Below are 14,712 nucleotides of genomic sequence, written 5' to 3' on the forward strand. Positions count from 1 at the left end.
GAGAGGGGGACACTTTTTTCAAAAAGGGTCCCCCTCTCGCATCGCTTCTCCCTCAACACTTCCCATTCCCATAACGCGGCAGGGCCAGATCGCGCTCGGTGAGAAGCCGCGCGGCCAGTTCGCCGCAGTAACCGCATTCCCGGCACTGATGGCGGCAGCCGTTGGTGCGGTCGAAAAAATCCTCGGGCAAGGCGCTGTTGGGCAACTGGAACCGCCCCGAGAGCACTTCCTGGGTATCGAGCAGCCATAGCAGATTTCCGTCGAAACGGCCTTCCAGATAGGCCCGCACAATGGTGGCCAGATCCGCCGCCGGCCGGGTGCGACCACAAATCTTCAGATAATCGGCCACGCCCTCCACCTGATGCATATCCTCCGGCCGGACGAACGGCGAGGCGAGCAGGCGCTCCGGGTGCTCGAAAAAAGCGCGCAGGCAGCCGAGATTGCGGTTGAGGTCCGGCCCGACCGGGCAGGAAGCCAGCCGCGACAGGGCGATGTGGGCGTCGTGGGCATTTTTGTACGGGCAGGCGAAAAGGCAACCCTCGTTGGCCATAAGCCCGATGCGCAGGCCGGGATAGCGCTGCCGGGCCTCCCCGGCCACTTCGGCCAGACGCGCCGTATCGCGGTTGATGTCCCGGTCGAGGATCACCGTGTCGGTCGGGCGGAAGTGGGTATCCGCCGCGGCGTCGAGCACCGTGGCCAGCCGCTCGAACCGGTCCAGGCGGAAATTGATGCTCGGGATGGCGGTCAGCGCCCCGGCCACGTCAGGGGCCATGTCGGAAAGGGCCATAAGCAGGTACTGGTCGGCGTAGACGATGCCCGTGATGGCCCCGGCCGCCAGGTACCCTTCGAGCAGCATGACCAGATCGCGCAGCCCGTCGCCGGCCAAGAGCTCCGGCGCGTGGAAGCTGGCATTCAAAAGCCCCAGGCGCGGCACGTCGGGCAGCGCCCGCAGCCCTTCGGCCAGCTCCTCCGGCGTGACCTCCCCCGCCCCGGGCAGACGGGCATCCGGCGTATCCTGACCAAGACGAAAATAGACGGCGGAAATGGACGGCGCATTGGCGGCAAGCAGGGCCGCGTACGCCGGATCAGGCAAAAAGGGGACCTCGAAACGCATGGGGCACTCCTTGCCGCGCCTCATACCCCGCCCCGGACGCGACAATTTCGCTATAATGTGAACGGTCGTTAACGGCAACCCAATTCGTTATGAAAAGGACAAGCGAGAGGGAAAATCCGTAACAGAGAAGGCTCCCTCTCTCACGTACTCCTTTCCTCAATTTCGTAATCATTTAAAGTGATAATTAAGCAACAATTCATTTTCCCTCGGGAGGTTCTGGAAAGGGGGTCCGGGGGAGAACCTTTCTTAAGAAAGGTTTCCCTCCCGCGCCTCCCAGACCTTGCCTTTGTTCCATTCGGGCTTATGTTGCCTGTTTGCCGCGACGGCTTTTGGAGGCATGATGACCGAGGCTCCCCGTATCCACATTGAAGGCGCCCGCCAACACAATCTCAAGAACCTTACCCTCGATATCCCCCGCGACAAGCTGGTGGTGGTGTGCGGCCCGTCGGGGTCCGGCAAATCCACCCTGGCTTTCGACATCGTCTACGCCGAGGGCCAGCGGCGCTACGTGGAATCGCTTTCCGCCTACGCCCGGCAATTCCTGCCCCAGATGGACAAGCCGCAGGTGGACAAGATCGAGGGGCTGTCCCCGGCCATCTCGCTGGAGCAGCAGACCGCCACGCGCAATCCCCGCTCCACCGTGGGCACGGTAACAGAAATTTACGACTTTCTGCGCGTTTTTTTCGCGCGTCTGGGCAAGTCCCATTGCCCCAAGTGCGGCAAGCCCATCACCGCCCGCACCGCCGACGAGATCATAAGCGATGTGCTGGCCTTTCCCGAGGGCTCGAAAATTCTGCTTCTGGCCCCCCTGGTCGAGCACCAGAAAGGCACCCACGCCGATCGGCTGGGAAAGCTCAAGAGCCAGGGCTTCGCCCGGGTGCGCATCGGCGGCACGGTGGTGCCGCTGGAACCGTTGCCGGAGCTGGAGAAAAACAAGCGGCACACCATCGACCTTGTGGTGGACCGGCTGGTGGTGAAAGACGGCATCCGCTCCCGCCTGTCGGATTCGGTGGAGCTGGCCCTGGCCCAGGGCGACGGCCGGCTCATCGTGGCCGACCACGAGGGCAAGGCGGCCGACCGGATCTTTTCCACGGCCTCTTCCTGCGCGGACTGCAAGATCAGCGTGCCCAAGCCCTCGCCCCAGCTTTTTTCCTTCAACAGCCCCCAGGGCGCCTGCCCGGCCTGCTCGGGCCTCGGCACGGTGGACTATTTCGAGCCGGCCCTGCTCGCCCCCAACAAGGGCCTGTCCCTGGACGAAGGCGGCATCCTGCCCTGGAAAAGCGAACGCGCCCTGGCCCGCTACGCCCGCCGTCTGGAGAACCTGGGGGCGCGCCACGGATTTACCCTGCGAACCAAACTGGGCGAGTTCTCCCCCGAAGCCCGGCAGGCGCTTTTCTACGGCGACAAGGAATTCGGTTGGGACGGCGTGGTCCATCTGCTGGAGCACGGCCAGTCCTTCGGCTCGGTCTGGCGCGACGAGCTGGCCCGCTATCGCCAGTCCATGCCCTGCCCCACCTGCGCCGGAGCACGGCTGCGGCCGGAATCCCTGGCCGTGCGGGTGGACGAAAAAAACATCGCCGAATTCTGCGCCATGCCCATCGACCGGGCGCTACAGTGGCTGACGGGCCTGGCTTTTACCGGCTCGGAAGCGCTCATTGCCGAACCGCTGCTCAAGGAGCTCAACCATCGCTTGAAATTTCTTTCCGGCGTGGGGCTCGAGTACCTGTCGCTGTCGCGCAACATGGCCACGCTCTCCGGCGGCGAGGCCCAGCGCATCCGTCTGGCCGGCCAGCTCGGCTCGGGCCTCGTCGGCGTCACCTACGTCCTCGACGAACCGAGCATCGGGCTCCATCCCCGCGACAACGACCGGCTCCTCGGCACGCTGCGCCAGCTCCAAGGACGCGGCAACACCGTGCTCGTGGTGGAGCACGACGAGGCCACCATCCGGAGCGCCGACCACGTCATCGAGCTTGGCCCGGGATCGGGGCGGCTGGGCGGCGAGATCGTCTACCAGGGGTCCGTCGCCGGCATGCTGGCCGACAAGGAATCGCTTACCGGCAAGTACCTGCGCGGCGACGCCGTCTCGCCCCGGCCCGAGACGCGGCGCAAGGGCAAGGACGCCCTTGTCCTGCGCGGCGTGACCACCAACAACCTCAAGGGCATCGACGCGGAAATCCCGCTGGGCTGTCTGGTCTGCGTCACCGGCGTTTCGGGTTCGGGCAAAAGCTCGCTGGTCATGGACACGCTCTACAAGCACCTGGCCCTGGCCAAGGGCATCAAGGTGGACGCGCCCGGGAGCATCGGCGGCATCGAGGGGGCCGAGCTGGTGGAAAAGATCGTCAGCATCGACCAGACGCCCATCGGCCGCACGCCGCGTTCCAACCCTGCCACCTACACCAAGGTCTTCGACGAGATCCGCAACATCTTTTCCACCACCCCGGACGCCAAACGGCGTGGCTTCAAGCCCGGCCGGTTCAGCTTCAACGTCAAGGGCGGACGCTGCGAGGCCTGCGGCGGCGACGGCCAGATCCGGGTGGAAATGCACTTTCTGCCGGACATCTACGTCACCTGCGAGGTCTGCGGCGGCCTGCGCTACAACCGCGAGACCCTCGACGTGCGCTACAAGGGCCTCAACATCGCCGAGGTGCTGGACCTGACCGTGCGCCAGGCGCGGGAGTTCTTCGAAAACTATCCGGTGCTCGACCGGCGGCTGGCCGTGCTCGAAGAGGTGGGGCTGGAATACCTGCGCCTGGGCCAGCCGGCCACGACACTTTCCGGCGGCGAGGCCCAGCGCATCAAGATATCGCGCGAACTCGGCAAGCGCAGCCTGCCCGGGGCGCTCTACATCCTCGACGAGCCGACCACCGGCCTGCACATGCAGGAGGTGGGCAAGCTGATCCTGGTGCTGCACAAGCTGGTGGACAAAGGCGCGAGCGTGGTGGTCATCGAGCACAACACCGACGTCGTGGCGGCGGCGGACCACGTCATCGACCTCGGCCCCGGCGGCGGCGAGGCCGGCGGACGCATCGTCGCCCAGGGCACGCCCGAGGAACTCATGGCCAACCCGGACTCGGTGACCGGCAGATTCCTGCCGGGAGGAAAATAAGAAACTGGGGGGAAACCTTTCTGAAGAAAGGTTATCCCCCCAGGCCCCCTTTCCAAAGACTTTTAACGATAACAGCTTGTCACCGTTAAAAGTTTTTGGGAGGGGAGAGCGCGAGAGGGGAACCCTTTTTTCAAAAAGGGTTCCCCTCTCGCACCCTCTTTCCCCTTCCTAAACAAAATACTCCGGCGCTTTCCTGTCCTTGCAGTTGGCGGCCAGCCGCGTGGCGATGGCCTGTATGGATGCGTCGGTCATCACCCGGGCTCCGGTCGGGCAGCCCTTCACGCAGGCGCAGCAACGGATGCAGGCCGTCTTGTCCGTGACCACGCCGCTCTCTTCCAGGTGCACGCACCCCACGGGGCAGGCCGTGACGCACTGGCCGCAGCGCTCGCATTCGTCGGCCACGGTCTCCGGGGCAAGGCCGCCCGTTGTCGCGCCATCCCGGTACGGCATGTTTCCCGGCACGATCAGCGGGTCCATGGCCGCAGTCCCCGGCGAAGCGGCCAGCTTGGCGGCCACGGCCTGGCCGAATTCCCGGGCCAGGCGCAGATCGGCCGCATCCGGGCGTCCCACGGCAACCGGCGTGGCCGGAGTCGAGAAGGAATGTTCGCCAATGAACGCGCCGGCCCCGACCGGGAAAAAGCCGAGTTCCAGGGCCAGGTTGGACAACTCCAACAGCGCGTCCTCATAGGCCCTGTTGCCGTAGACAACGACCAACACGGCCGGGCCGCCCTTGCCCCGCAACGGGCGCAGACGCCGCACCGCCTCGGCCGGCAGCCGGCCGGCATAGACCGGCGAGCCGATGACGGTCAGCACGCCGCTGTCGCAGACGCCCTGCGCCTGGGCCTTCGGCCGCGTCAGATCAAATTTTTCGGCCTCGGGCCAGCTAAGACCCTGGGCAATACCCTCCAGGACCTTCTGGGTGGTCCCGGTCGGCGAGAAAGAAAAAAGCTTCGCCGCATCGATATGCATCGTTCCCTCCGCGCCTCCGTGGCGCACCCGCAAGGCTCCCCCGCCCTCAGATCGGACCGGGCAACCGATCCGCCGGGTTACAGATCGTCCTTGTCGTCCTTGTCGTCCTTGTCGATCTTTCCGGTCAGCCAATAGTCGATGGGATTGCTCTTGCCCGGATGGCGGTCCCTGTAGTTCTTGGCCCGTCTGTTGAAATACAGCAGAATGACGAAGCCGAGGGCGATAAAGACGAGCAGGAAAGCGCCGTTGCTCATGAGGGCCTCCTGGATGCTGGGACAGGTCGCGCGTGAGGCATGTGTTTGTCATTTTCTAGCGCAGCCCGCCCCCCCTGTACAGCCCGACGCCGGTTATGCGCCATACGGACGTTGCCGCCCTTTCCCAGAAGCCGGACGATCGAACTCTTCCCCGGGCCATCGCGCCAGTCCCCCCCGATGTGACATTTCTCTCTGCCGCAGGCGAAAATACTGTCATTTTTGTTCAATCGTTATTCTTTTGGTGTCTTACGCCACCATGGCAGCCCACTGGGGAAGAACCCATACGGAATTAGGGCTTTTATATTTGACGGACTTTCGGTAATCGGAAGGACATTCTCTATTCGAAGGTCTTCTCGCTGCAACAAAACCGGTTTTTACATATAAGCTACAACAATACGAGACACCAGATGAGGGTACCGGATATGTCCACCAGGTCCCCATAAGAATTTTTCCGTTGCAGCCGATAGCCAAGAATATCCCCCCCTGCATATCCAAGGAGGTAAGCCATGCGCCGCATAGGCATCAACGCTGTCCTGACCGTTGCCGTCATTCTCTCGCTTTTCGCCGGCATCGCCGCATTGATCGTGTACGTCTCCGTATCGACGTTTTCCATTTCGACAACATTGCAGAAGAACGCCCTCCAGCAATCGGCGAAAAGCACGGCCGATGTCCTCGGGATGTTTATCGAAAACACGAAGGATGCCACTGAGAATCTCGCCATCCTGCCCGTCATGATCGAGGCCCTGAACGGTTCTCCGGAACGCGCCAGCAATTTGTTTAAAATTTATATCAACAATTCCGATACGTTAAACGCGGCCATACTCATCGGAACCGACGGCAAGCCCGTGGCCGGCGAGATCAAGGGCGGCAGTGCCCTGGCCGCCTCGTATGCCGACAGAAACTACTTCAAGGCGATCATGGCGGGCCAGAAGGAGTTCGTCAGCGATAAGATCGTCAAGGGGAAGAGCAGCGAGGCCATGATCTTCGTTGTGGCCCAGGCCGTGAAGGATGCCGGCGGCAAGACCGTGGGTGTGGTCATCCTGTGCCCGGATTGGCTGAAATTCACCAAGAAATACATCGATCCCGTCCGATTCGGGGAAACCGGTTACGGATTCGTCTATGACACCGAGGGCTATACCATCGCCCATGCCCTGGACAAGTCACGGATTCTTTCCACGACAAACGATCGCACCCGGGGACAGCAGGCGGCGCGGCTCAAAAACGGCATCATCGATTACAGCTACAAGGGAGACACAAAGTACATGGCCGTGGCCGAGGTCCCCCAGACGGGTTGGACGGTCTGCATGTCCGCCGCGGAATCCGAGATGTCGAACCTGGCCGCCGGACAGCGCAACATCCTGATTCTGGTCGGCGCGATCGTGCTGCTTGTCGTCGCGGCCGTCATCATCGTCTTCAACAAGCTGGTGGTCATCTCGCCGCTGACGGCCATCGGCCGGTTCACCGAAAAGGTCGCCAAGGGCGACCTGACCGCGCGCCTGTCCGGGAACTTCCGGTTCGAGCTGGCCGAACTGGCCCGAAACCTCGAGAGCATGGTGGCGGAGCTCAAAAACAAACTCGGCTTCTCCGAGGGCGTCATGAAGGGCATCCCTACGCCCTGCGGCATCGTGGCCCCGGACTGCAACGTCCTCTGGGTCAACGACCACCTGTGCCGACTGCTGGAAAAAACCGGGACTCCCGAAAGCTACAAGGGACAGCGCTCGGGGTTGTTCTATTTAAACGACGACGCCAAGGAGACCTGCTCCGACAGGGCCATCCACGATCGCCGCGTCATCACCTCCGAAAACGAGTACGTCACCCCTTCGGGCAAAAAACTGCATATCAATGTCATCAGCACGCCCTTTTACGACATGGACGGCAACATGCTCGGCTCCATCTCCTTTTGGACCGACCAGACCGAAATCTACGAGCAGCAGCAGCGCATCGCCGCCCAAAACGCGTTGATGGCCGACGCCGCTTCCCGGGCGGCCGTCACCTCGGACCGCATGGCCTCGGCCTCCCAGGAGCTCTCGGCCCAGATCGAGCAGGCCAACCAGGGAGCCCAGGAACAAAACAACCGCGTCCAGGACACGGTCACGGCCGTGGAGGAAATGAACGCCACCATTCTGGAAGTGGCCAAAAACGCCGGCGACACCGCCCAGGGCGCCCAGACCGCCCGGGACAAGGCCCGCGAAGGCGCCGACCTCGTGGTCCAGGTGGTCGCGGCCGTGGGCACGGTCAGCGAAGCCTCGGCCAAGCTCAAGAACAACATGCGCGAGCTTGGCGAACAGGCCCACGGCATCGGCGCGGTGCTCGGCGTCATCTCCGACATCGCCGACCAGACGAACCTGCTGGCGCTCAATGCCGCCATCGAGGCCGCCCGAGCCGGCGAGGCCGGGCGCGGTTTCGCCGTGGTCGCCGACGAAGTGCGCAAGCTGGCCGAAAAGACCATGCACGCCACCAAGGAGGTCGGCGAGGCCATCACCGGCATCCAGCGCGGTACTTCCGAGACGGAACGCATGATGGACGAGGCGGCCGAGGCGGTCGGGCAGGCCACCGCCCTGGCCGAGCGCTCGGGCACGGCCCTGGCCGAGATCGTCTCCGTGGTCGAGTCCGCCGGTGATCAGGTCCGGGCCATCGCCACCGCCGCCGAACAGCAGTCGGCCACCTCGGAAGAGATCAACCGCTCCATCGAGGCCATAAGCCGCATCGCCGCGGAAACCGCCGACGCCATGGGACAGTCCGCCCAGGCCATCACCGAAATGGCCGCCCAGGCCGAAAGCTTAAGCGCCCTTGTGGCCGAGATCGGCGGTTCAAGCGAAACGGCCGCCCTGCCCAAATAACGCGACCAGACACCGCCAACGACGCCCGCCCGATCCGGTTCGCACGGATCGCGCGGGCGTTTTCCTTTCCCAGGCCGGGCTGGCGCACGCGCGCCTATTTTTCCGTGTCATTATTCCGTTTACCATTGCCCCCATTGCCACGCTTCAGTGTTTTCGGATACATTTCCATTCGTTTTGCAACGAGGAACAATCCCGTTTCAAGAACGTGGCACGAGTCCTCACGACTTCAGTTCCGGGAGGCATCCATGCGCAAGGGCAGCGTCAACACGGTCCTCACCTTGCTTGTGGCCGGCTTTGTGCTGGCCGCCGTTCTCATTCTGGTGATCTACGTTTCCCGTTCCTCCCACCGCATGGCCACCGACCTTGAGCAGGATTCCCTGATCCAGATGGCCAAGTCCTCGACCCGGACCCTGGAACTCTATCTCCAGGACGCGGCCGATGTGGCCAGAGCGCTAGCCACCCAGGACGCGGTGGTGGCCGGGCTGTCCGGCGATCCGAATCGCGCCAGGGAGCGCTTCCACAATTACATCGAAAGTTACGGCAACTATTGGGCCATCTTCGCCTTCGACGACAAGGGCATGATCGTGGCCGGCTTCAACGCCGCGGGCAAGGACATGACCGGCGGCAACCGGGCCGACCGCAGCTATGTGCGGGGCGTGCTCGGCGGCAAGGATATGGTCTTCACCGACAAGGTCCTAAGCGCCCGCAGCGGCGAAACCCTTATCTTCGTCGTGGCCAAGGCCGTGCGCTCCAAGGACGGAAAGCTCCTCGGCGGCGTGGCCGTGTGTCCCAAATGGAACTTTTTCACCAAGGATTTCATCGATCCCCTGCGCTTCGGGCATCGCGGCTACGGATTCGTCGTCGACGCCTCGGGCGTCATCATCGCCCATGCCACGGACAAGAGCGTCCTGCTGCAAAACCTGTCGGACCAGCCCTTCATCCGGCAGGCCCTGGAGCAAAAAAACGGCCTCGTCTCCTACGAATGGAAAGGCGAACGCAAATACATGGCCGTAAGCCAGGTGCCGGCGACGGGCTGGCTGGTGTGCATGACCGCCTACGAATCCGAAATGACGGCCCTGGCCACCAGCCAACGCAACATGCTGCTGCTTATCGGCGGCTTGGTCCTGGCGGCGGTGGTCATCGGCATCTCCCTGGCCAACCGGGCCCTGGTGCTGCGGCCGCTGGCCGCTGTGGAACGGTTCACGGAGGCGGTCACGGGGGGGAATCTGCAGGCCACTCTCGAGGGCACCTTCCGCTTCGAGCTGGCCCATCTGGCCGCCAATCTGCGCGGCATGGTGGCCGAGCTCAAAAACAAGCTCGGCTTCGCCGAAGGCGTCCTCAACAGTTTGCCCCTCCCGGCCACCATTCTCGATGGGGATCGCAAAATTCTCTGGGTCAACCAGCATTCCTGCGACCTGTTGGAAAAAAAAGATGCGCCGGAGTCATACGTGGGCATGACCTCGGGGCAATTTATTCTGGGCGACAGTCAAAAAAGTCCGATCGTCGACAAGGCCGTCACGGAAAAAATCAAGATCGCCACGACCACGGACCTAGCCGCCCCTTCCGGCAAGATCTATCACATCGCGGTGGACGCCTCGCCTATCTACGACATGGACGGAAACTTTCTCGGTGGCATGGTCTTTTGGACCGATATGACCGCCATAAAGCTCCAGCACCAACAGATCGAAGCGCAAAATGCCGCCATCTCCGACGCCGCTTCCCGGGCGGCCGTCACCTCGGACCGCATGGCCTCGGCCTCCCAGGAGCTCTCGGCCCAGATCGAGCAGGCCAACCAGGGAGCCCAGGAGCAAAACAACCGTGTCCAGGACACGGTCACGGCCGTGGAGGAAATGAACGCCACCATCCTGGAAGTGGCCAAAAACGCCGGCGACACCGCCCAGGGCGCCCAGACCGCCCGGGACAAGGCCCGCGAAGGCGCCGACCTCGTGGTCCAGGTGGTCGCGGCCGTGGGCACGGTCAGCGAGGCCTCGGCCAAGCTCAAGGTCAACATGCGCGAGCTTGGCGAACAGGCCCACGGCATCGGCGCCGTGCTCGGCGTCATCTCCGACATCGCCGACCAGACGAACCTGCTCGCCCTCAATGCCGCCATCGAGGCCGCCCGGGCCGGCGAGGCCGGACGCGGCTTCGCCGTGGTGGCCGATGAAGTGCGCAAGCTGGCCGAAAAGACCATGCACGCCACCAAGGAGGTCGGCGAGGCCATCATCGGCATCCAGCACGGTACTTCCGAGACGGAACGCATGATGGACGAGGCGGCCGAGGCGGTCGGGCAAGCCACCGCCCTGGCCGAACGCTCGGGCACGGCCCTGGCCGAGATCGTCTCCGTGGTCGAGTCCGCCGGTGATCAGGTCCGGGCCATCGCCACCGCCGCCGAACAGCAGTCGGCCACCTCGGAAGAGATCAACCGCTCCATCGAGGCCATAAGCCGCATCGCCGCGGAAACCGCCGACGCCATGGGACAGTCCGCGAAGGCCATCGCCGAAATGGCCGCCCAGGCCGAAAGCCTGAGCTCCCTGGTGGCCGAGATCAGCGGTTCAAGCGCCCAGACCGCCCTGCCGGCCTGACCGGCCCCCGCGCCGTAACGAAAACCGCCGCCGGGGATGCGACCATCCCTGGCGGCGGTTTGCATTTTACGGGCATTGCGGCTAGTTTTCCGCCGCCGGCCGCAGGCGTCGCGCAGACGGCAAGACGCCAACATTTTCCGCGACAACCCGGGAACGGATTCGCATTTTCCCGGCCTGGCGCGGCCTGAAAAGCGGCCGGACACAAGGGCATCGGGCCCCGGCAGGCGTATCCCGCGCGGGTGCGTCGCCCCTTGGGGCCGCCGGAGCCATCTTCCTTCCTCAGGCATCAAGGAGGCGCGGCATGCGCATACTGGTGGTCGGCTCGGGCGGGCGCGAGCACGCCCTGGCCCGCACGCTTGTCAAAAGTCCCGACGTTTCGGCGGTTCTGGCCGCTCCGGGCAACGGCGGCACGGCCGCCATCGGCGAAAACGTTCCGGTTGCCGACACGGACGTGCCGGGGCTGGTGGCCCTGGCCAGGGATCGGGGCGTGGATTTCGTGGTGACCGGGCCGGAAGCGCCGCTGGTGGCGGGCTTGCGGGAAGCCATGGAATCGGCCGGTGTGGCCTGCTTCGGTCCGGACGCCTACGCGGCCGGGCTCGAGGGCAGCAAGGCCTTTGCCAAGGAGATCATGGAGGCCGCCGGCGTCCCCACCGCCGCCTACGAGACCTTTACCGACGCCAAGGCCGCCAGGGCCTACATCGAGGGCCTGGGCCGGCCGGTGGTGGTCAAGGCCGACGGTCTGGCCGCCGGCAAGGGCGTCACCGTGGCCCGGGACACGGCCGAAGCCCTGGCCGCCGTGGACGAGGCCCTTGTCAAAGGCGCCTTCGGCCAGGCCGGAGCCAAGGTGGTGGTCGAGGAGCTGCTCGTCGGCGAGGAGGCCTCGTTTCTGGCCTTTTGCGACGGCAAGACGGCCGTGCCCATGACCGCCTGCCAGGACCACAAGGCCGTCTTCGACGGCGACCGCGGCCCCAATACCGGCGGCATGGGGGCCTACTGCCCGGCTCCGGTGCTGCCGGCGAAGGACTACGCCGCAACCTGCGAACTGGTCATCACCCCCATTTTGCGCGAGATGGAAAGGCGCGGCCATCCCTTCACCGGCATTCTCTATGCCGGGCTGATGATGACCGAGGCCGGCCCCAAGGTGCTCGAATACAACGTGCGCTTCGGCGATCCGGAATGCCAGCCGCTTCTGGCGCGTCTCGACAGCCCGCTGCAGCCCATCCTGGCCGCCTGCCGGGCCGGGACGCTGACGCCGGAACTCGTGCGCTGGTCGCGCCAAAGCGCCCTGTGCGTGGTCATGGCCGCACCGGGCTATCCCGGCAGCTACCCCAAGGGCATGGCCATCACCGGCATCGAGGCGGCCGAGGCCGACCCGGCCGTCACCGTCTACCAGGCCGGCACCAGACGCGAGGGGAATACCATCGTCACGTCCGGCGGCCGGGTGCTCGGCGTCACGGCCCTTGGCGACACCCTGGCCACAGCCAAGGACGCCGCCTACGCCGCCTGCGCCAAAATCGATTTCAAGGGAGCCTTTTACCGCCGCGACATCGGCGACAAGGGCCTCAAACGGGAGGAACGGTAAATGCGCGTGGCCATATTCATCGGCTCGATTTCCGACGAGGAAAAAATGCGTCCCTGTTCCAAGGTGCTCGATTCGTTGGGTATCGAGCACCGCTTCACCGTCACCTCGGCCCACCGCACCGTGGAGCGCACCGAGCGTCTCATCCGCGAATGCGAGGAAGCCGGCTGCCAGGTGTTCATCTGCGCCGCCGGACTGGCCGCCCATCTGGCCGGAGCCGTGGCGGCGCGCACGGTCAAGCCCGTCATCGGCGTGCCGCTTTCCGCCTCGGGCTCGGCCCTTGGCGGCATGGACGCCATGCTGTCCACGGTGCAGATGCCCCCGGGCTTTCCGGTGGCCACGGTCGCCCTCGACGGCGCCGGCGCGAAAAACGCCGCCTGGCTCGCCGCCTCCATTCTGGCCCTTGGCGATCCGACTCTGGTCGGCCGCATCACGGCCGCCCGCGAGGGATTCGCCAAGGACGTGGAAACCGCCGCGGCCAAACTGCGGTAACCCCCGCACACCAGCCAAGCCTGCCCCGGCCCGCCGCAATCGACACGGTGCGGCCGGGGCAGACACGTCAACGCCACACCGGCGTGGAGACGAAGCCGCACACCGCCGCTTGGGCAAAAAAAAAGCCCGGATGTTTTCCGGGCTGTTACGGATGCGGCATGGTGGAGCGCTATTTTTTCACGCGCTTTTCCCAAAGCTTCATCTCTTTCATCTTCTTGCGGCGTTCCCGTTGCAGCTCCTTGCACACAAGCGGCATGCCCTTGGGATATCCCCACTTCTCGCGGTAGGTGTCCGGCGTAAGCCCGAACTTGCCCAGATGCTTCTTGGTGAGGATCTTGAACGACTTGCCCGATTCCAGGCAAATGATGCTGCGCTCGCGCACGGCCTTTTTCGGATCGACGGGCGGCGTGGGGGCCTCGGCTTCGGTACCGCCCGGCAAGGCGGTGCCGGCGGAGACAATACCGCGAATATCATCAGAGAGCCGCCGCACCATGGAGGTGATCTCCTCCTCGGTCATGTTGCGAACACTGGCCTGAGCCTTGACGATCTCCAACGCTTCTTTCAAAAAGTCTTCCATAGCCTCTCCTTCATACGATATATGTTAACGGCATCTCCATGCCATTTCTCTATACATATAATACAACATCATGCAAGGCAAGTTAAAAAAAATACAGACTTTGTCACGACTTCTCCGTCGACACCACAGCCTCTGCAAAAAAACAAGACAGACGCTGAAACGTGCTTCAGCGACGCTTGCACAATACACTATGGCACGCGTCCGAAGACGCCTGCTACGGAATGGGTTGCCTCGGCCGGCAAGAACTTACAAGATAGCGTCTGGCTGGATGCGACGTTCGTGAGCCATCGCAGCCGATGAGGCAAAACGTTTGCGGCGCGTCGGTTATCGCCGGACAGACTCGGGTGTGCTGCCTGCAATATCCTTGCGCCAGCAGCCCTGGACATAGCGGACGCCAAGGCGCTTGTATTCCTGGCGCTGTCCGCCGGAACTCACGTCCTCGACCGCCACGTCCATCAGCAGGTTGTCGGCGAAGGACAGCACCGAGGCCAGCAACTCCCGACGCTTGGCCGTATCCCAGTGCCACGGCATGCGCCGGGGGGCCACGCGCAGGATATCGGCCGGCAGCATCTCCATGAAACGCGCCGGCGGGTTCTCGAGGTCGAAACCGTCGAGAAGAATGCGCGCCCCGGCCCGCTTGCAGTCGAGCAGCAGATTCAGGGCCCGGCCCGGATCGCCGTAAAGCCCGGCCACGTCGAACATCAAAATGGCCCGCCCGGGGTCGAGGCCAAGGGTGGCGGCGATCCGCTGCGGCTTTAGCGTCAGGTCGCAACGCACCAGGTAGGCGGCCGCGTCCTGAAGGTCGGTCAGGTCCGCGTCCCGGGAGGCCAGCCATTCGATCGGTCCGTCAAGGCGCCGGTCCAGCAGATCCTTCCAGGGATTTTGCGCCTCGACGGATTCAATGCCGGCAACGTCGCCGGTGCCGAGATCCACGAGGGTTCGGAAAAATGTGCCGGCCCCCCAGGACAGGGGAAGGGCGACGTCGCCTCCGGGGCGGACGGTCGGTGCAAAAAGCGCGGGGGTGTCGAAAGTGCGTGCCATGGCTTTTGTTTTTCCTTAGCCGCACGCCTTTTCAAAAAGCGGTCCAACTATTTTATCATGTAATTCAGGGTAATACGCAAAACAAATAGTCCTCTTTTCAAGACACAACCAGAATTGATGCCACTTTTATCCATTTTCCAGGACAATTCCTTCGTGAA

At 64.0% G+C, this 14,712-nt stretch carries 10 protein-coding genes; 5 read left to right on the forward strand and 5 right to left on the reverse strand.

The genetic code is table 11. From position 1 onward, the window contains the following. Positions 1–52: 52 nt before the first annotated feature. Complete coding sequence (locus K9F62_20025; protein UJX40939.1) at positions 53–1,114, reverse strand: hypothetical protein; 1,062 nt, start codon at positions 1,112–1,114, stop codon at positions 53–55. Between the two features lie 340 nt (positions 1,115–1,454). On the opposite strand from K9F62_20025, the gene uvrA reads away from it, so the two are divergent. Further along, on the forward strand, positions 1,455–4,220 hold the full coding sequence (gene uvrA / locus K9F62_20030) for an excinuclease ABC subunit UvrA (protein UJX40940.1): 2,766 nt from the start codon (positions 1,455–1,457) through the stop codon (positions 4,218–4,220). A 168-nt stretch (positions 4,221–4,388) separates the two neighbouring features. Here uvrA and K9F62_20035 read toward each other — a convergent pair whose 3' ends face one another. Both K9F62_20035 and K9F62_20040 read right to left on the reverse strand, forming a co-directional pair. Beyond that, positions 4,389–5,189, reverse strand: coding sequence for a 4Fe-4S binding protein (locus K9F62_20035; GenBank protein ID UJX40941.1), 801 nt, complete (start codon positions 5,187–5,189; stop codon positions 4,389–4,391). A 77-nt stretch (positions 5,190–5,266) separates the two neighbouring features. After that, positions 5,267–5,443: a nucleoside transporter gene (locus K9F62_20040; GenBank protein UJX40942.1), complete on the reverse strand. Its 177-nt coding sequence runs from the start codon at positions 5,441–5,443 to the stop codon at positions 5,267–5,269. Positions 5,444–5,949: 506 nt separating this feature from the next. Here K9F62_20040 and K9F62_20045 point away from each other — a divergent pair. The 4 genes from K9F62_20045 to purE all read left to right on the forward strand — a co-directional run bounded on the left by K9F62_20045 (position 5,950) and on the right by purE (position 12,936). Beyond that, on the forward strand, positions 5,950–8,283 hold the full coding sequence (locus tag K9F62_20045; protein UJX40943.1) for a PAS domain-containing protein: 2,334 nt from the start codon (positions 5,950–5,952) through the stop codon (positions 8,281–8,283). Positions 8,284–8,528: 245 nt separating this feature from the next. Next, a complete protein-coding gene (locus tag K9F62_20050) occupies positions 8,529–10,865 on the forward strand; it encodes a PAS domain-containing protein (GenBank protein UJX40944.1) in 2,337 nt (778 codons plus the stop codon). A 301-nt stretch (positions 10,866–11,166) separates the two neighbouring features. Then, positions 11,167–12,447 carry a phosphoribosylamine--glycine ligase gene (gene purD, locus K9F62_20055; GenBank protein ID UJX40945.1) on the forward strand — a complete coding sequence of 427 codons (1,281 nt, stop codon included), beginning with the start codon at positions 11,167–11,169 and terminating at the stop codon, positions 12,445–12,447. Next, positions 12,448–12,936: a 5-(carboxyamino)imidazole ribonucleotide mutase gene (gene purE, locus K9F62_20060; GenBank protein UJX40946.1), complete on the forward strand. Its 489-nt coding sequence runs from the start codon at positions 12,448–12,450 to the stop codon at positions 12,934–12,936. A gap of 169 nt (positions 12,937–13,105) precedes the next feature. Here the strand turns inward: purE and K9F62_20065 are convergent, their stop codons facing one another. Both K9F62_20065 and K9F62_20070 read right to left on the reverse strand, forming a co-directional pair. Continuing rightward, complete coding sequence (locus tag K9F62_20065) at positions 13,106–13,513, reverse strand: MucR family transcriptional regulator (protein ID UJX40947.1); 408 nt, start codon at positions 13,511–13,513, stop codon at positions 13,106–13,108. Between the two features lie 324 nt (positions 13,514–13,837). Further along, positions 13,838–14,554: an EAL domain-containing protein gene (locus K9F62_20070; protein ID UJX40948.1), complete on the reverse strand. Its 717-nt coding sequence runs from the start codon at positions 14,552–14,554 to the stop codon at positions 13,838–13,840. Positions 14,555–14,712: the final 158 nt, after the last annotated feature.

This window comes from Desulfovibrio sp. JY (assembly GCA_021730285.1).
Lineage (GTDB): Bacteria > Desulfobacterota > Desulfovibrionia > Desulfovibrionales > Desulfovibrionaceae > Solidesulfovibrio.